General features: G+C 48.2%; 18 protein-coding genes. 9 read left to right on the forward strand and 9 right to left on the reverse strand.

Features of this window, described 5'->3' with window-relative positions; translation table 11 throughout:
* Positions 1 to 15 precede the first annotated feature (15 nt).
* Positions 16 to 1,338 (reverse strand): amidohydrolase family protein, encoded by a 1,323-nt coding sequence (locus tag OLMES_RS27405; RefSeq protein WP_198343156.1) that lies wholly within the window; start codon positions 1,336 to 1,338, stop codon positions 16 to 18.
* Between the two features lie 330 nt (positions 1,339 to 1,668).
* Here OLMES_RS27405 and OLMES_RS27410 point away from each other — a divergent pair, with 330 nt between their 5' ends.
* The 4 genes from OLMES_RS27410 to OLMES_RS27425 all read left to right on the forward strand — a co-directional run bounded on the left by OLMES_RS27410 (position 1,669) and on the right by OLMES_RS27425 (position 5,047).
* A complete protein-coding gene (locus tag OLMES_RS27410; protein WP_087464191.1) occupies positions 1,669 to 2,019 on the forward strand; it encodes a hypothetical protein in 351 nt (116 codons plus the stop codon).
* A gap of 215 nt (positions 2,020 to 2,234) precedes the next feature.
* Positions 2,235 to 3,227: a fatty acid desaturase family protein gene (locus OLMES_RS27415; RefSeq protein WP_087464192.1), complete on the forward strand. Its 993-nt coding sequence runs from the start codon at positions 2,235 to 2,237 to the stop codon at positions 3,225 to 3,227.
* Positions 3,228 to 3,260: 33 nt separating this feature from the next.
* Positions 3,261 to 4,253: a fatty acid desaturase family protein gene (locus OLMES_RS27420; RefSeq protein ID WP_087464193.1), complete on the forward strand. Its 993-nt coding sequence runs from the start codon at positions 3,261 to 3,263 to the stop codon at positions 4,251 to 4,253.
* A gap of 101 nt (positions 4,254 to 4,354) precedes the next feature.
* Positions 4,355 to 5,047: a hypothetical protein gene (locus tag OLMES_RS27425; RefSeq protein ID WP_087464194.1), complete on the forward strand. Its 693-nt coding sequence runs from the start codon at positions 4,355 to 4,357 to the stop codon at positions 5,045 to 5,047.
* Here the strand turns inward: OLMES_RS27425 and OLMES_RS27430 are convergent.
* From OLMES_RS27430 to OLMES_RS27440, 3 genes are read right to left on the reverse strand one after another with little or no spacing between them, the layout of a single operon-like run.
* Complete coding sequence (locus OLMES_RS27430; protein ID WP_157678662.1) at positions 5,040 to 6,212, reverse strand: adenylosuccinate synthetase; 1,173 nt, start codon at positions 6,210 to 6,212, stop codon at positions 5,040 to 5,042. The two genes, OLMES_RS27425 and OLMES_RS27430, sit on opposite strands and share 8 nt — an antisense overlap.
* Entirely contained in the window at positions 6,209 to 7,075 is an 867-nt protein-coding gene (locus OLMES_RS27435; RefSeq protein ID WP_087464196.1) for a hypothetical protein, read from the reverse strand. Before OLMES_RS27435 ends, OLMES_RS27430 begins: the two co-directional genes overlap by 4 nt.
* Before the next feature lie 3 nt (positions 7,076 to 7,078).
* Positions 7,079 to 7,423, reverse strand: coding sequence for a hypothetical protein (locus tag OLMES_RS27440; RefSeq protein WP_087464197.1), 345 nt, complete (start codon positions 7,421 to 7,423; stop codon positions 7,079 to 7,081).
* Between the two features lie 250 nt (positions 7,424 to 7,673).
* On the opposite strand from OLMES_RS27440, the gene OLMES_RS27445 reads away from it, so the two are divergent.
* Positions 7,674 to 8,387, forward strand: coding sequence for an NUDIX hydrolase (locus OLMES_RS27445; protein ID WP_087464198.1), 714 nt, complete (start codon positions 7,674 to 7,676; stop codon positions 8,385 to 8,387).
* 69 nt (positions 8,388 to 8,456) lie between these two features.
* On the opposite strand, the gene OLMES_RS27450 is transcribed toward OLMES_RS27445, so the two are convergent.
* From OLMES_RS27450 to OLMES_RS27465, 5 genes are all read right to left on the reverse strand, one after another.
* Positions 8,457 to 8,933, reverse strand: coding sequence for a DUF2269 family protein (locus OLMES_RS27450; protein WP_087464199.1), 477 nt, complete (start codon positions 8,931 to 8,933; stop codon positions 8,457 to 8,459).
* Positions 8,933 to 9,130 carry a hypothetical protein gene (locus OLMES_RS28455; RefSeq protein WP_087464200.1) on the reverse strand — a complete coding sequence of 66 codons (198 nt, stop codon included), beginning with the start codon at positions 9,128 to 9,130 and terminating at the stop codon, positions 8,933 to 8,935. Before OLMES_RS28455 ends, OLMES_RS27450 begins: the two co-directional genes overlap by 1 nt.
* Positions 9,131 to 9,171: 41 nt before the next feature.
* Positions 9,172 to 10,827: an IS200/IS605 family accessory protein TnpB-related protein gene (locus OLMES_RS27460; protein WP_087464201.1), complete on the reverse strand. Its 1,656-nt coding sequence runs from the start codon at positions 10,825 to 10,827 to the stop codon at positions 9,172 to 9,174.
* Positions 10,828 to 10,840: 13 nt separating this feature from the next.
* On the reverse strand, positions 10,841 to 10,969 hold the full coding sequence (locus tag OLMES_RS28210; RefSeq protein WP_157678663.1) for a MerR family DNA-binding transcriptional regulator: 129 nt from the start codon (positions 10,967 to 10,969) through the stop codon (positions 10,841 to 10,843).
* A 71-nt stretch (positions 10,970 to 11,040) separates the two neighbouring features.
* Positions 11,041 to 11,649 carry a saccharopine dehydrogenase family protein gene (locus OLMES_RS27465; RefSeq protein WP_087464202.1) on the reverse strand — a complete coding sequence of 203 codons (609 nt, stop codon included), beginning with the start codon at positions 11,647 to 11,649 and terminating at the stop codon, positions 11,041 to 11,043.
* A 152-nt stretch (positions 11,650 to 11,801) separates the two neighbouring features.
* Between OLMES_RS27465 and OLMES_RS27470 the strand changes: the two genes are divergently transcribed.
* The 4 genes from OLMES_RS27470 to OLMES_RS27485 all read left to right on the forward strand — a co-directional run bounded on the left by OLMES_RS27470 (position 11,802) and on the right by OLMES_RS27485 (position 16,512).
* A complete protein-coding gene (locus tag OLMES_RS27470) occupies positions 11,802 to 12,413 on the forward strand; it encodes an HD domain-containing protein (protein WP_087464203.1) in 612 nt (203 codons plus the stop codon).
* Between the two features lie 430 nt (positions 12,414 to 12,843).
* On the forward strand, positions 12,844 to 13,320 hold the full coding sequence (locus tag OLMES_RS27475; RefSeq protein ID WP_087464204.1) for a hypothetical protein: 477 nt from the start codon (positions 12,844 to 12,846) through the stop codon (positions 13,318 to 13,320).
* A 193-nt stretch (positions 13,321 to 13,513) separates the two neighbouring features.
* On the forward strand, positions 13,514 to 14,371 hold the full coding sequence (locus tag OLMES_RS27480) for a DNA ligase (RefSeq protein WP_198343157.1): 858 nt from the start codon (positions 13,514 to 13,516) through the stop codon (positions 14,369 to 14,371).
* 143 nt (positions 14,372 to 14,514) lie between these two features.
* Positions 14,515 to 16,512: a nucleoside-diphosphate sugar epimerase/dehydratase gene (locus OLMES_RS27485; protein ID WP_087464206.1), complete on the forward strand. Its 1,998-nt coding sequence runs from the start codon at positions 14,515 to 14,517 to the stop codon at positions 16,510 to 16,512.
* Positions 16,513 to 16,540 lie beyond the last annotated feature (28 nt).

Below are 16,540 nucleotides of genomic sequence, written 5' to 3' on the forward strand. Positions count from 1 at the left end.
TAGATGTTAATATTGTTAGTACATGGACAGGTCAGGCAGATTTCGCGTGACCACGGCTCCCCGAGAAATCACCGTTTGAATTTGCTGAAGCGCATCAATATTTTCGCTGGGCATGCCCTTGATCAATAGCAGATCAGCAGGCGCATCCACCAACACTTTTCCGAGGTGGGCCTGGCCGGTCCAGTCAGACAGAACCTGCCCGGGTAAACTGGTTGCTGCTTGCAGGGCTTCAGCCGGAGTGTAGCCACACTGGGTGACAAGCAGTTTCAATTCGAAATAGGCTGAACTGCCTGCCGGTGCACCGAACAGTGGAGAATCCGTTCCCATTAACACCGGCACACCAGCCCTACGCATTCGCTCACACCCCCGGTATGACTGATTGCGGTTATTGGCGATATGGTCTGCGTATTCCGCCATCGCCGATGTGATCGCCTCTGGAGCGGTAAACGATTCAACGATCATCTGATCCATTACTCTGGCATCGTGTGCTGTAACCGGGTTAAGACCCTTTTTTACCGCCGCAATATTATCGAAAACCCGTAATGTACTGACCACCGGCGTTTCGCTCCTGGCAAGCTCCGCCAAAGTTTCAGCTTGTAATTCCGATTGGTTCACGCTGTGCGCAATAACGTCGACACCGGCATTCAACGCCGTTCTTAAATTCGCATCCGAACCGATATGGGCTGCAACCGGTAAGTGTTGCCGATGGGCTGCAGCAACTATCCGCTTGGCACTTTCGGCACTGAGCATGGGTGAATCAAGGGGAATACTGTCCACCATGATTTTTACCAGCGTGCTTCCGGACTCCAGACGATCTTGAATCAGGACATCCATATCCGATTCATCGTTTACTTCATCCACCATCAATGCCTTTATCAATGAATTCATCGGCCAGGCCAGAGATTCATCAATAAGTGGTCCCGGATGGCTTTGTTCTGCCGTAATCTGACGACCTGCATAAAACAAACGCGGCCCGGTGATCTCCCCAGTTGCAAGCTCACCGTTCAGTTTTTCCAGTAATTGCGGAATCCCGCCCAAATCCACAACTGAAGTGACGCCCATTGCCAAAAATGCAGACAATGTATACTCCGGCGTATAAAAAACCGGTTGCCATGGCGGTGCCTCAGTGCCACCGACATGGACATGAAAGTCAATCAAACCCGGCATCAGGGTCATGCCACGGCCTTCAATTTTGACATCTGCGCTATGCTCAGGATCATGGTCGCGGATCGCCGCAATACGCCCGTCTTTGAGCAACACATCCCGATGGGTCAGCAGGGGATGAGCCGCGATCCCATCAAACACGGCAACATCGGATATTAAAATATCAGCTTGCATGCCAGTTTCTGAAATCGGTTCCCGATCTGAAAGACTGACACAGCCAGAAAAAAAAATACTACAAATTACAGGTATTACAGCTTGCTTAAGGGAAATATCCAAAATATTCAATTTCACTCTCCCGGCGTTATTATCTGGCATCCAACAGTCCCTGGTGCCTTTTATCGTAATTAGAACAGGCGTGCATTTTAATAACAACGAGTAATATGTCTGTGCGAATGCCTGCATTTTCATTAATTTGTCACTGAAATTTAACTCAACGTTGGTGTTTTACACATAGATTGAAAGGTCATTCGAATCCATTGATCTTTAAAAGGAGTAATACATGAAGTGGTATTTGAAGATCACTACGGGTTCAGCGACAGTACCAGTCTGACACAAGTGGGCAACCTGACTATTGAGGAACGGGTTTACAAAGGCACGACCATCGATCTGGGCTCGTTCGACGCAGACGTCAGCTTGACCCTGTGGTACAACGGTACGCCAAGTGGATCGCAAACGCCTGTAGTTGCAGAAATCTCATTTAAATATGAGGATTCGAATGCCAGTTACTCCCGAAAGGTCGTAAACCGGGCAAAAACGGCCTTCGAGGCAATACAAAACCTTACAACCTGGACTGACCCAAACTCCAAAACCAAAACCCGCTTTGTCTACGATTACGACACGAATTTCTGCGATTAAGCGCGCCATTGTGCAATGGGGAGCCTCTTGCCTGTTGAGGATCTCAACATCTTAAGCCATTAAACACCTCTGAAGCGCCCCTGAATTCAATCAAGGAAAGCGCAGAATGCTGGGCTACCGTTCTGACGCGACCAGATATAACACATATTTGCACATATATTTATTTTGTGTAATATTAGAATGACTTGATCAGCATCGCCCACAGGACGCGTCTCATGACCCAAACTCTATCATTGTCAGATTACCTCTCAAAAGACGAGATTAAAGCGTTTACCGCGCGATCGGATGTGATGGGATGGCTCGCAATCATAACGGCCTGGAGTGGGGTCGCACTTATTTTTTGGGCAATGGCGCTCGCCAGCCAGGGGCCGCTCTGGGTTGCGATTCCCGGTGTCGTGCTGGGCAGCATTTTACTCGCGGGCCGGCAATTGGCGCTCTCCATCATTGTGCACGATGCCGCCCATGGCACCTTGTTTAAAACACGGGCATTGAACTATCGACTTACCGACTGGCTTTGTGCCCGCCCGCTCTGGAATGATTTGGCAAAATACCGGGTCTACCACCTTGTTCACCACACCCGTACCGGAACCGAAGATGATCCGGATTTGATTCTCAGGGCAGGCTACCCGACAACCCGGGCATCACTGACACGAAAATTTCTCCGTGACTTGAGTGGTATTGTCGGATTGAAATATATACTGGGGCGAATACTCATGGATGCGGGCGTGCTGAAGTGGACCGTAACCGGGGAAGTGGTTTGGTTGCCCCGTGATAAAACAGGCAAATTTGAGCACATTAAACAGTTTTTAAAAAACAGTGCGCCCATGGTTTTAAGCAACCTGATCCTGTTCAGCGTATTGGCGCTGTCTGGACACGGGTGGTTGTACTTGTGCTGGGTAATTGCCCACTTGACCTTTTTTATGCTGTTCATGCGCATTCGGTCGATGGCCGAACATGGAGACTGTGAACGCAGCCTCGATATGTTTAAAAACACACGCTCCATGCGAGCCGGTTGGCTGGTCCGCGCACTGGTTGCGCCAATTGGTGTCAATTATCACATGGAGCATCATTTATTGGCCTCGTGCCCTTATTTTCGCCTGAAAAAGCTACATAACCTGCTCCGCGCCCGGAATGCCGTTCCCGAGGCTGTCAGCTATGGGGAGGTCATAAAAATGATGTCCCGGCTCAATCCCCAAGGCCAGGTTTGACCACTGGCGCAAAAGAATAGAGGTGGATTCCCAATGTCTGATACCGATTCAACAGCAAAACGCCCTCGCATCACAACCATCCTGTCCAAGTCCGAAATTCAACGGCTTACGCAGAAATCAGATCTGATGGGAGGTTGGGCGATTGTCTCAACCTGGGGGGGTATCGCCCTGATCTTCGCGTTAATCGCGTGGAGTTGGCAACAGTCTCTGATCGTCGCCATTTTAGGTACCTTGGCGGGCGTCGCACTCCTCGGCGGACGCCAATTGGCGCTGGCCATATTGACCCATGAAGCCTGCCATAAAACACTCTTTAACACCCAATGGGCAAATGATGTGCTTACAGACTGGCTATGTGGGCGCCCCATTGCACTGGATCTGCAAAAGTATCGGGCCCACCATTTTATCCATCACACCCAGACCGGCACACCGGAAGATAGCGATATTTCCCTGATTGCCGGGCTGCCAACAACCCGCGCCTCACTGCGCCGCAAATTCACCCGTGATCTACTGGGCATAACCGGCGCCAAGTTTCTGCTCGGCAGAATCCTGATGGATGCCGGTATTCAAAAATGGACGGTAGCGGCGGATGTCACCTGGTTGCCACAAACCCATCGTCGTTGGTATCACCAACTGGGCACGTTTTGCAAAAACGCTTATCCGACCCTGCTGACCAATCTTGCATTGTATTTCATGCTGGCCGCTGCTGGATTTGGTGAATTGTATTGGGCATGGATTGCGGCTTATTTAATCCCCTACCCTCTATTTATTCGCATCCGGGCCCTGGCGGAGCATGCGGTAACAGAACAAACTCCGGATGTATTTCGAAATACCCGAACTACCCGGGCAGGCTTACTGGCCCGGACATTTATCGCGCCGTTCAATGTTAATTTTCATATCGAACATCATGCCATGGCCTCAGTGCCCTACTTTCGTTTACCTGAATTCCACCGAATCCTCAGAGTCAGAAAAATCACACCGGAGCCACCGAGTTATCGCACGGTGCTTAAACAGGTTTCTTCAGCGTAGTGTCGTTTTTTTCCTGGTTTTAAACGCGATAAACTGTGATACGTTCCAAACTGTGGTACGCTCTGTTAAGGCCAGCATTACATTAGCAGAAGGATATCCGCGTGGTAGGTCATCTCGTCATTGAAATTGATCAGAAGGCACACGAAAACCTCAAAGAAATGGTTGATACCATTCGACAGTCTGATTCACCGAAATCCCATACAGGTACAATCGTACAAAAACTAATTACCGTAACGGAATACTTCAACGAATCTTATTTCTTATACCCGACTCGGGCCATCAAGGTATCCGAAAAAACCATCAAGATGATTGAGAAAGCAACACAAATCGGACTGGGTATTCAAACCACGCTCTTAAAACGCTCCTTTGCCCGATTTTCAGAAGATGAACTCCATCATATCGCCAACTTTGCAGAAGTCCGCATGCCTGTGGCGGTCAACGGCCAGTATTACCTGTATATTCCTGTCTCGGAGGCGTTATTACTGGAAGGCGAGAAACTGGTTGCTCAAATTCGAAGCAATGACTCAAGAGACGAGATTATCAAAGTACTCACTTCACTATCCAATCAATCCCTGGCCGCGATTATTGATTACAACTTCGTGCAGGTTTTACGCGAGATGGGGGCTAAAAAGTTCTTTATCCGACTGGTTCAGTGGGCCAGTCAGATCTGGCTGACAATGAACGGTCGGGAAGTCAGGAAGCTTGCCAGCGCCTTAACCCCGGAGCAACTGCACCGCTACGCCGAAATCATTGAGGAACGGGTGCAACGGCAATCCCGCCCTGAGTTCATTTGATACGTGGACTTTGTATTACACCCAGGGATTCAGAATACGGTGAAACATTACCCATCACCTCATCAAATGAAACCGTAAGCTCACCGAGTAATTTACCAATATCAAACTCTGGCAATTGATCCAGGCAACTGATGACGAGCCGATTTTGCACAGATGGCCACGGATGATAATTGCGATCACAGTCCAGTGCGTAATTAAGCAGTGCTGAATCCAGTGCGCCACACCGAAATGCCCCCTGATAAAAATTGTGTTGATTGGCTTCATGCTCGTTATTGACCAAGACAACGTTGTTTTCCGAACTCATCGGGCCATTGCCATGGCGGGTTTGATAACAACGGGTCAGGTAATTTAGGGTGATCTGTTGCGCTTGTACCTGAAATTGTTCCAGGAACGAAAATGCATTTCTTGAGGTTGTGTAGCTTCGGGTAACATGAGGAAAGAAGCCATGGGACTGATCCAGCAATACACCTTGACTGCCCTCGAAAACTAGCCGGTCAACGTCACAGACACATTGATCAAAACGCCGTACCTGAATCCACTGGGTCGCTTCCAGACAGACATCGATATATTGGTCGTCTTCATAACCGTTTAGTTCTGTCCGGTAGGCATCCTGTATTTTCGGCTCCAGTGCACTCACCCGCCTCTGATAATAATCGGCAATACCATTCAGCTTTTGCTGTACCACCCAAGCGTACTGTAAATCCTGAGCAAACAACGGGACGCCATCATCATGGCGTTCAACGGTAGCACCGAAGCCCACCCCGCAGGAGCCGTGGGCATTCTGTTGCTCGAGTGCTCGATTGAACGCGATATCATAAGGCGTCGTTACCATGACCTGCGGATCCAGATACAACACCGGGTTGTACTCTGTGAGCCGTTGCCGCTCCATCAACATTCCGGGTGGGAAAAATGTGGTTTGAGCAGTGTAATACGTCGGAACACCTCTAAATGTGCCTGAACCGAAGTGGCTGAATATATGGCGCTTACCCTCAAACCAGACCGTGTGCCCCACCTGATGACCACCGGAGAAGCGCACGACCAGACTGCGCTCGGGATTTTGAGCACACAAGTAATCCACCATCACCCCCTTGCCTGAATCGCCAAAACCTAAATCAATGACCATTTCGACCGCCTTGATCTGGTCCAAAACTACGCTACGCCTCAAAGGATGATCTCCTCACCATTCGGAGTTAACTTTTGATCAGTGGATTTAATGCAACGGTTTTGTGTTTCAAGATCCCGAATCACACACTCCGCTATGCGCTTCGCCACCGTCCGATAATCTTCAATTTCGATAAATTGCTGGCCTAGAAGATCTCGCCACCCGGCTTTGCGGTGCTCACTTTGGCTGGCCTGATTATGCAAAAGATGAAGGTGATAAACCTGATATTGTGCTTGCGCTTCCTGCAGAATTTCTGCAGTGGAGACAGTTCGCGCCTGATCTTCCGGCGTCAGTCGACGAATCACATCACCCGGAATATCCCCGAGGCAGGGTTCATCGCCAATGGTAAAGACGTAACCTTTTTGTTGGCGCTTTTCGAAACAATCGATTGACGTGTGACGTGCTGCAAATAAATAGGCAAGATTATAGGACTCACCGTTATTACCGCCGCCGCCCTGTTCAAGATAAACCCGCGTTAACCAGCGATCCAGCAATTCTGCGGAGGACTCGAACTGCCCCACCTGCAGGGGGGCACGGTCATAGACAAAATCTCCCAAGCCAAGAAACAGAACCTGCGGGTGCTCAACACCGGCCTGGATCAGCGAGCCCATTAAATCCGGTAACGTATTTTTTACAATGTCTTCCGGCACAAAGCCCATACTACCTGTGACATCCAAACCGATGATGATCGCCAATGATTCAGGATGTTCCGTTGAATCCCTCGATTCACGGATCTGAATTCGTCGGGGATCCATTTCCGTATCCAGTTGGCGTGATTCAAAAATCTGCTTACGGGTTTTACTGGAATAGGACTTTCTGGTCCTGAGTGCGATGTACGCTTCATTCGTGTAGTGACCATTTCCCATTGCTCAATCCTCCCCAAACAAATAAGAATATCGTTTCTCGGCAATCTCCAGTTTGATTTCCAGATTGCGAATCTTAACCCCGAGTTCCAGCTCTTTATCCACATAAGCACGGGCATCAAATTCCGATGCCAGCACCAAACTATTGGCGTCTTCCGGACTCAGGTCCAGCATGTTGTCCTGCTCTCTTCGCAGCCGTTTGATCTGGATTGCGAGATCCTCTACTTCACGTTTAAACATCAATTGGGCAATTTCCGCGATTGCCGTCGCCCGGTCTTCACGGATCTGGGTATTGTTACGTTTAAGTGAAGCCAGAAATGCCCCGGGTTGCGTTGATAATTCATTTGCCATGACTCATCTCCTCATCCATACCATCCATACCATCCATACCATCCATACCATCCATACCATCCATACCAATTAAGTGACATATAGACACTTAATAACAATAGTGGCAAATAGTCACTAATGCGTCAAGACTTATTTCACAGATCATTGCGACTCGGACTCGAGCACGCTAGTATTTGCGCCAGCAAAAATGGACAGGAGAAAACGGAGCACGCCAGGGAGAGGGCACGAATCAACTATCGGTAGCCATGCCATGAATGAAGCGCAGTATCTCGCAAACTATGATCGATCCCGTTATGACTCACCACTGATTACAGTGGATGCGGCACTGTTCACCTTCCACGAAGGACAGTTGAAAGTGCTGATGGTGGAACGTTCAAATTTCCCGGAGAAGGGTAAATGGGCTCTGCCCGGCGGTTTTATCGATATGCAGCAGGATCAGTGCCTGGAAGATACGGTCATTCGAAAGCTCAAAGAAAAAACCGGCGTATCCCCCCCCTATCTTGAGGCTCTGAATACCTTTGGCAATGCACAGCGTGACAAACGCGGCTGGTCCGTTACGGTATGCTATAGCGCGCTTATCGCGCACCAGAACTGTGAAAGCCATATCAACACCGTGGCCGACGCACAATGGGTGGGTTTTGATCAGTTAACGCGAATGGATCTGGCTTTCGATCATTTGGACATTATCCACTGCGCACGGGAAAGGCTGAAGCAAAAAGCTCTGTATTCCATCGTCCCCGCCTATGCATTACCGGAAAAATTTACTCTGCCAGAACTTCAACGCCTGCATGAAGTACTGATCGGCAAAGCCATTCAAAAGAAATCCTTCCGGCGTCGTATAGATCAAGCCGGTCTGGTTGAGGATACGGGGGAAAAGCAGGTTGATGCGGGACGCCCGGCAGCTTTGTACCGGATGAAAGAAAACTCTGGGGAATACACCTTCATCAGAAATCTCGAAAGCTAGGAAGTTCGAATCTTAGCGCGGTGATCACGGCGGTTTTACAGGTAGCGGAAGGCCCATGCATCAGCGTGCTCACACCACCGCAAGCGGTTTGAAAACCATCAATACGAAAATTATCAGGATCGCCAAAAATGCCGGAATGCCGAGCGCCGTCCACAGTCTCATGGTCTTTTTGAAGCCCTCACTCAAAGCCCCCTCTGCCATCGCCTGATCGGCATAAGCCTTTAACCGGTACTGGAGGTAGACAACCGGTAACCAGCACGCGCCGATAAACACGAACAAACTGATCACCGCCAAAAGCCACGGGGCAGTGTACGAATACTGCAATACATTAACCAGCATCATCCCGGTCACAAACTGGACAATGACCGCCGGAAAGGTAAACAACCAATCGGCCAGGACAACATGTTTCGTAGTCACCGCGATGGCCTGAATGTTGTTCGATTTAGTTGCCATAAACATAAAGAATGCGATACCGGTTCCCGTACCGGCGACAACGACAGCCGCCAGAATGTGGATCATTTTGATCGTGAGATAGTATTCCGCCATCAACAACCTCGTTGCTTCGAATAACTGATCGTTTCAGTGGAATAGATTCCCCAAGGCCTGGCAACCTGATCAAATTCATCCAGGGTATACATGCCCTGGCAGGCCAGCGCGCCCGTTTGATCCAGGGTGTTAGCCATTAACTTGCGTGCCAGGATAATGGCAGACAGCGTAGGAATATAAGGCCCCACCGTTTTCATAAACCTGCTTAAACCTACTCATGGTTTAAACGAGCCTATCCCTACAGCGCAGGGTGCGCGGAAAGCAGTGGAGTGCTTTCCTGAATCAAGTCGGGATTCATGCCCGGTCTACCATCAAGGCGAGCCTCGACGGAGTAACTAACCCGATTCACACGACGAAAGTGACGCCAGCCACTCAGAAAATCTAATGATTTTTCGAGTGGTTGGTACCAACGCTGGAGTTTGTTGTAATACTGATAATCCCCGAGCGCCATCCTTACAGGCGGATGCTCGGTCTTAACGGTACCCTTCGCGTTAATACCAATGAGTTGTTTTGGCGGCTTTTCTTTAAAGCCATAATACCGACGACCAATCACTAACGCGGCGGCATGGTGATCTGAAAAACCGTGTCGATCGCGGTATTTCATCCGCCCCAGTAATGAGGTATAAGCCGGATTGACGTGATAAAGGTGTATGCCGCGTTTAATGCTTTGCGTTTCAATCAAGTCCTTGATCTTGCCGTAAGCAAAGGCATTCAACATGCGGGCATACTGAGAATGATCCTGCTTTTGGTATTGCCGTTTCTTCTGCTGAAAATCCAGCTTTTCGATCACCACCGCTTTACCTTGCTGTGCGGCAAAGTCCATCAGGTCTCGTACGGCATCCCCAATAATGGCTGCCCGTTGAGCATCATTCTTATAGTGTAACGGTAAGTCAAACGTTCGGTGTTGCAGTGGGTTACCGTTTCGATCCAGCTCGACGACCGCCAAGTGATCCGGGTTGACATCTACACCGATTACACCTTGGTCATCATCGATCCACTCTGCTTGCTCTGTTGGGCCTGCCACTTCCACGCTAACGAGTAACCGCCAACCTTTTTTGTCTCGCTTAAATCGAAAACTCAGGGGTTGCCCTTTGATTGATTTATCGTGTTTTTTAACCTGATTCTGCCAAACGGCTTGGGCAATAGCCGCCTTACCATGCTTGAATTGCAGGTGATCAATGTGAATGGTCGTGCCAAACGTGGCGCGTAATTGATGGGGCACCAAGAGTTTTAGCTGGTAAGCATCTTCTTGCTCACTGGGCGATAGCTGGGCATTTTGACAGCCCCAGGATTCATCATGCGAACCCACTAATAGAAATTCGCGGTGTCGTGCTTCGTGCCAGCGTTGTTTCCAGCCTTCAATGGCCGAACCCGTTTCTAACGCTTGACGCTCTTTCAGCAGCTTTCGACCACCAAAACAAATCGGTGTTTTGTTTTCCTGTTTTTCGGCCACCAAGGCGGACAGCTTTTGCTGCCAACGACGCAGTTTCACTTCCTTCTGTCGTAGTCTGTTGCGAAGTTGTTTCGCCTGTTGCGGGCAGCCTTTCTTTGCAACATGGTCACAGCGCTTCTTTAGCTTGTTGAGCGTTTTCTCCAGCTGTTTGATTTTAACGTCCAGCGTCACCAATCGGTTGTTTCGATTGGTTTGGTAAGACTGGATTAAGCCTTTAATGCTTTGCTGGACGCCTTGAAACACCCGATAGCTGAACGGCATCCCCATTTCATGCATAAACTGGGTACGATTCAATTGCTGGGCTTTAGGCTTTTGTAAGTTAGCAAACCAACGAAACTTCACTTGATTCCACAGCTCGGCATATTGACACAATGCCGCATCCTGCTCATGAATCAAATCAAGCCGGGTTTCAAAGGTGAGTGTTTTCGTTGGCGTATCCACTAGGCGATGGCGCTTAACGACGATGGCCACCAGGCGGACGGAAATCTGAGAAAAATCGCGATTCTTTTTCCCAGCGACGAAGGGTGGAAACGGCCACACCCAGCAGAAAAGCGGCAGCGCCTATCGATAGAAATTCAGCCATAATCATCACCTCCATCCATGAGAAAACAATACTGTACAAGCTACTGTATATGAGTAGGTTTAGTCAAGTATTTAGTTAACTGTTAAAGCCCATGAGTTGGATCGGAACACCTGAAAAGGATGCCCAGTATAAGACAGAATGGCTCGCACAGTGGCTTCACCACGTTCCGCTTTATTGCCCGGTGCGATGGCATAGTCGATTGTTTCAAGAGTCTGGAACTTTGAAACGTAGTGATCGACAACGGTTGCAGACAGGCCCGGCACGAAACTGGCTCCGGTTACCACCAATACACCTTTTTCCTTTGCTGCAGTGTTCAGCCGCCCGATATCACAAACAAATCGCCGATCATCTGCCAGATCGATATAATGGCAACCAATATTGATGCAAGCCTGCGGCACCCGGTAATCCTGCCCCTGAAACGGCCCACCTGTATGGATAATGAGAAAAGGATTGAGTTTACGCAATTGCTCTTCAAAGAGAACATCATTGATATCCAGCACGGCGGGTTCAAGTAATGCCGCTGGATCCTGACGCGCGCACACTCGACACAAGTTTGATGCTTTCTCCAGACTGCGCCCTGCAATAATCAATTTAACAGCAGTGAAATCCAGAAGACTCTCTACAATGCGCTTGCCAAAGTTGCCATATCCCCCCAGGATCAGAATATTCCTGCTATCCATATCTTACTCCGTTATCGAGTTCGCAAATCACATCGTCTCAGTCGTGGGCATTGCTGTGGCCTTCCACTGTAACACACCTTTGCTTTTGACCGAGCGCTCCTGTAGGGTCGCGATTAAATGGTTCCATCATCCGATGCTGCGAGGACGATATCATGCTGGTTGCACGCTGGAAAAAGCTTATGGCCAATATGGGCATGAAAGAGAATAAAGCCACTTGTGATGCACTTGTCCAGGCCTATTCCGAAGCCCATAGACAATACCACACACTGGTACACCTTGAATCAGTATTGAGCCTGTTGGATCAATACCAACACCTTGCTCAGCACACACACGAAATAGAACTGGCGCTGTGGTTTCATGATGCGATCTATCAACCCAAATCCACATCAAATGAACTCGAAAGCGCACAGTGGGCCCGAACCTTCCTCAACCAAAACCAGATCAACTCACAAAGTACCGCACGAATTGAACAACTAATCGACGCCACATCCCACACCGGCGCATCAGGAACCGTTGATGAAAAACTCATTTCAGACATCGACCTCGCCATACTGGGTCGACCTAAAACCGACTACGAAATCTATACTCATGGCGTAAGATTCGAATACCAACTCGTGCCAATTTCACTCTACCGCGAAAAACGCAAAGCCGTGCTTCAGGGATTTTTGAACCGACCGAAAATCTACCTGACAGAACCTTTGCATGAACGGTTTGAAGAGCAGGCTAGACGGAATATTTTTGATGAGATTAGGGGATTAGAATGAAAGAAAACCTTACGAGCTGGGAGCTTTAAAGGGACCTAGTCGGGGTTGAGATTTTAATGTTGAGATTGGACTTGTACATACTCGTCGAAATTCACCACCTCTTACTTTCAACTAAATTCCTTGTTCAGATTAAGTTCACCATTGGTATTTTTAGTTCAATCGCGAATATTGCCGGTTTTGCAGCATAGAAACCTTCGCCCAGCGTCTCAATGAATTCTGAACTGGAACAGGATTTGCTCCAAGTATAAATTAATAAGCCAAGCACTGAAACTACTCAAAATAGTGCTCACATACAGGGAGGATATTGAAGTAATAAAGTAATTTTAAAGCGATATTCTGTACATTTACTCGGACTATACTTATAAGGGTAGACCGCAGTTAACATATGCACCTCCTGAATGGAGTTATTGCAATAACAAGAGGATTAAGGATGTCATACATAAGAGGTCTGTTTAGGTCTGAACCCATCGTAGCAGGCGTTATCGTCGGTGTATTGATGCTATCTGCGGAACAATTGCTTGATTACGTCAAAAATTCCTTGCCTGAACCGGTTATAGGTTCGGTCAGCATAAAACAGGGTCAAATTGTTGGAGATCCAACACTATTTACACAACATGGAGTTCAATTAACCGGGACTTTATCTCGAAGGAATAATGGCGCCTGCAACAGAATTGAAACATATATCGACTACCACGGTACAAATGTTGATGGGAAATTTTACACCGATCCGGAGAAGAAAAAGAAAACGCTTGGACGATTAAGATCAGGTCAAGGGGTAGTACTGCAGAGTCTCTTGGATGGAAAGTTTTATACGGTTTTCGCTCGCGAAGTGCTACAGGAAACTGCTCAGATTGAATTGTGGGAAGGTATCCACTATTGGACAAACTGTTCACAAAAGAGAATTTGACCTCAGCTAAACAATAGAATCAATTAAGTTGTTAACTCGATTTGAAAAAGGTGGGCGTATTTTCGTCAAGTCAGTGAACACCGTTTTGAAAATATCCCATCAAATCGATAAACTAGCCTTCGAGCTTGGAAGCTCAAGATACGCTCAATCGCTGTATTGAGGTGCTAGAAAACGACTCAAAGGAATGATCGCTATGTTTCCCTTTCTTATTGTATTAACGCTGTTTATCAGCTTGATTTACTCGACGCTGGCGGTTTCTGCGCCGGATACGCCTCGGTTGATGTTATCGCGACTGTATCAGGTCGACCAGCATTCACATTTTCAGGTTCAACGCTATTGGGTGAGTGAGAAGCTCGACGGGGTTCGAGCGTATTGGAATGGTCGGGCGTTAGTTACCCGTGCTGGTAATGTCATTCACGCCCCGGTCTGGTTTACCGCGCCCTTTCCTGCTCAGGCATTGGATGGGGAACTCTGGATTCAACGGGGTGCCTTTGCCAGGGTGTCCGGGATTGTCCGGAAACATCAACCTGATGACCGGGAATGGCAACAGGTTAAATATATGATTTTCGATCTTCCTGATGAGGTTACGCCCTTTACCCAACGATTGGCAGCACTGACAAACCTGATCGATTCTGTTCCGGCCCCTTGGCTAAAGGTCATCCCACAAACACAGTTTGAATCCCGGGATGAACTGGATCTACATTTGCAACAGACAGTCGCGACAGGAGGTGAAGGCTTGATGTTGCATCATGAAAATGCCCTGTACCAACCCGGCAGGACTGATTCACTGTTGAAATTGAAAATAAATCAGGACGCAGAAGCCCGGGTAATTGGCTATGTTCCCGGAAAGGGTAAGTTTGAAAATCAGCTCGGTGCTTTAATTGTCCAAACACAAGATGGTAAAACCTTCAAAATTGGTACCGGTTTCAGTCATGATGAGCGAAAGAATCCACCGGCAAAAGGAACCTGGGTAACCTATCAGTACAATGGCTACACCAAAAATGGTTTACCCCGATTCGCACGGTTTATCAGAGAGAGGGATGACTATTAAGGTCGATCCTGTACGGCATTTAGCAAGGAAACGATACCCCATAACTGAAAGCACTTACTGAAACTTGAGTTTAATATCCGGGCAGACTTCGAGAGCACGGTCTATAATTTTTAACTCAATCAGATCGGAAGGATGCGCCAGTTGTGTTAAAAAGACTGCTAAAATTGCCTCGCTACCAAAAGCGCTTTGTGTCCATTTTGGCTGATATTCTTTTTCTCCCTTTCGCGCTGTGGTCGGCTTTCAGTCTTCGGCTTGAAGAATTTTATATTCCATCTGACCACAACATTTATATCGTCGGTGCAATAACGGTATTCTCAACGGTTCTTGTTTTTACTCGACTCGGTCTTTATCGCGCAGTCATCCGGTTTATGAGCAATCATGCGATGATCGCGGTTATCTCCGGCGTTACCTTGTCTGCCTTGGTTCTGGTTTTTATTTCCTTCATTTTTGCCGCCCCCGTCCCGCTCTCTGTGCCGATAATCTATTGCTGTCTGGCCATGATATTTGTGGGCGGTACCCGCATGCTGATGCGTTCGGTTTTTCACAAAAATGACGTCAAATCAAAAACAAAAGTTGTCATCTACGGGGCAGGAAAATCCGGGCTTCAACTGAGTTCTGTTTTATTCCACGGGAATGAGCTGGAGCCGATCGCATTCGTTGATGATGATCGGCGAAAGCAAGGCAGCATATTAAATGGTATTAATGTCTATTCCCCCGAGGAACTTCCACAGGTCTTGTCAAAGTATTCCGTCACCAACATACTGTTGGCGCTCGGACAAGCACCACGATCCCAGCGAAGTTTAATTATACGGTTTCTGGAAACCTATCCAGTCAAAGTGCAAACCATCCCGGACATTAACGAGATCGTGAAAGGCAAAGCCAGAATCGAAGAAATCCGGGAAGTGGAAATTGAAGATTTGCTGGGAAGAGACTCCGTAGCCCCTGACACCAAGCTGTTGGCTGAATGTATTTCGGGAAAATCGGTGATGGTAACCGGAGCCGGTGGTTCTATCGGTTCTGAATTGTGCCGTCAGATCGTCAAACTCAAACCAAGCAAGCTCATATTGTTCGAATCATCTGAATACGCACTGTATCAGATCGAACAGGAACTATCCTGTTACGCCGATAAAACCGGTGATACGCTGGCACTGCACGCCATCTTGGGGTCCGTGCAAAAACAGGATCGTATTGAAGCGGTAATGAATAGTTTCAAGGTCGATACCGTATATCATGCTGCGGCCTATAAACATGTGCCACTGGTTGAGCAGAATATCATTGAGGGTACCCGCAACAATGTTTTTGGCACCTGGTATTGCGCGGAAGCGGCAATCAATGCCAAAGTTGAAACGTTTGTTCTGATTTCTTCCGATAAAGCGGTACGGCCCACCAATGTGATGGGGGCATCCAAAAGATTGTCTGAATTGATTCTTCAAGGACTGGCCCAACGACAAAAGGGTACTCGCTTCTGCATGGTTCGATTTGGTAATGTGCTGGGCTCTTCAGGTTCGGTTGTGCCGCTGTTCAGAAAGCAGATTAGAGAAGGTGGCCCAGTCACAGTAACCCATGAAAACATCACAAGATACTTTATGACAGTCCAGGAAGCCGCTGAACTGGTGCTCCAGGCTGGCTCGATGGGAGAAGGTGGAGATGTATTCGTTCTTGATATGGGCAAGAGTGTCCGTATCGCGGAGTTAGCTAAAAAGCTAATTCATTTAATGGGAATGGAAGTAAAGGATGAAGCCAATCCAGCTGGCGATATCGAAATCAAATACTCGGGATTGAGACCCGGGGAAAAATTATATGAAGAGCTGCTGATCGGTGACAACGTCAGTTCAACCAACCACCCCGGCATCAGGAAGGCCATTGAACATTGCCTGCCCTGGGAGGAGGTTGCCAAATCGTTGCAGCGCTTGGATCATGCCTGCCAGAGCTTTGATTGCCAGGCCGTATTGAATGAAATGTTAAAAGCACCCTTAGGGTATGCTCCTTCAAGCGAGGTGAATGATTTGGTCTGGCAGCAAGATCACCCATTTGATCAAGCTCAGTCCATCAGACGATCAGCCAATGAAGAAATAGAGCCAGCAGGGCATGTTGTAGTTGCGATATCGGATAAGGCACCGATCAACTTACCGAGCTTTTGATGTGTACTCGCTCAAATTGTATCTTCAG

The organism is Oleiphilus messinensis, assembly GCF_002162375.1.
Taxonomy (GTDB): Bacteria; Pseudomonadota; Gammaproteobacteria; order Pseudomonadales; family Oleiphilaceae; genus Oleiphilus; species Oleiphilus messinensis.

What these genes read in the sequence shown, in the direction of transcription:
- OLMES_RS28455 (WP_087464200.1), bottom strand. Translation starts at nt 9,130, where the DNA reads ATGAAAACGGTGGGGCCTTATATTCCTACGCTGTCTGCCATTATCCTG.
- OLMES_RS27470 (WP_087464203.1), top strand. Translation starts at nt 11,802, where the DNA reads ATGCTGGTTGCACGCTGGAAAAAGCTTATGGCCAATATGGGCATGAAA.
- OLMES_RS27420 (WP_087464193.1), top strand. Translation starts at nt 3,261, where the DNA reads ATGTCTGATACCGATTCAACAGCAAAACGCCCTCGCATCACAACCATC.
- OLMES_RS27450 (WP_087464199.1), bottom strand. Translation starts at nt 8,933, where the DNA reads ATGGCGGAATACTATCTCACGATCAAAATGATCCACATTCTGGCGGCT.
- OLMES_RS28210 (WP_157678663.1), bottom strand. Translation starts at nt 10,969, where the DNA reads ATGGCTGAATTTCTATCGATAGGCGCTGCCGCTTTTCTGCTGGGTGTG.
- OLMES_RS27445 (WP_087464198.1), top strand. Translation starts at nt 7,674, where the DNA reads ATGAATGAAGCGCAGTATCTCGCAAACTATGATCGATCCCGTTATGAC.
- OLMES_RS27435 (WP_087464196.1), bottom strand. Translation starts at nt 7,075, where the DNA reads ATGGGAAATGGTCACTACACGAATGAAGCGTACATCGCACTCAGGACC.
- OLMES_RS27465 (WP_087464202.1), bottom strand. Translation starts at nt 11,649, where the DNA reads ATGGATAGCAGGAATATTCTGATCCTGGGGGGATATGGCAACTTTGGC.
- OLMES_RS27475 (WP_087464204.1), top strand. Translation starts at nt 12,844, where the DNA reads ATGTCATACATAAGAGGTCTGTTTAGGTCTGAACCCATCGTAGCAGGC.
- OLMES_RS27480 (WP_198343157.1), top strand. Translation starts at nt 13,514, where the DNA reads ATGTTTCCCTTTCTTATTGTATTAACGCTGTTTATCAGCTTGATTTAC.
- OLMES_RS27415 (WP_087464192.1), top strand. Translation starts at nt 2,235, where the DNA reads ATGACCCAAACTCTATCATTGTCAGATTACCTCTCAAAAGACGAGATT.
- OLMES_RS27405 (WP_198343156.1), bottom strand. Translation starts at nt 1,338, where the DNA reads ATGCAAGCTGATATTTTAATATCCGATGTTGCCGTGTTTGATGGGATC.
- OLMES_RS27440 (WP_087464197.1), bottom strand. Translation starts at nt 7,423, where the DNA reads ATGGCAAATGAATTATCAACGCAACCCGGGGCATTTCTGGCTTCACTT.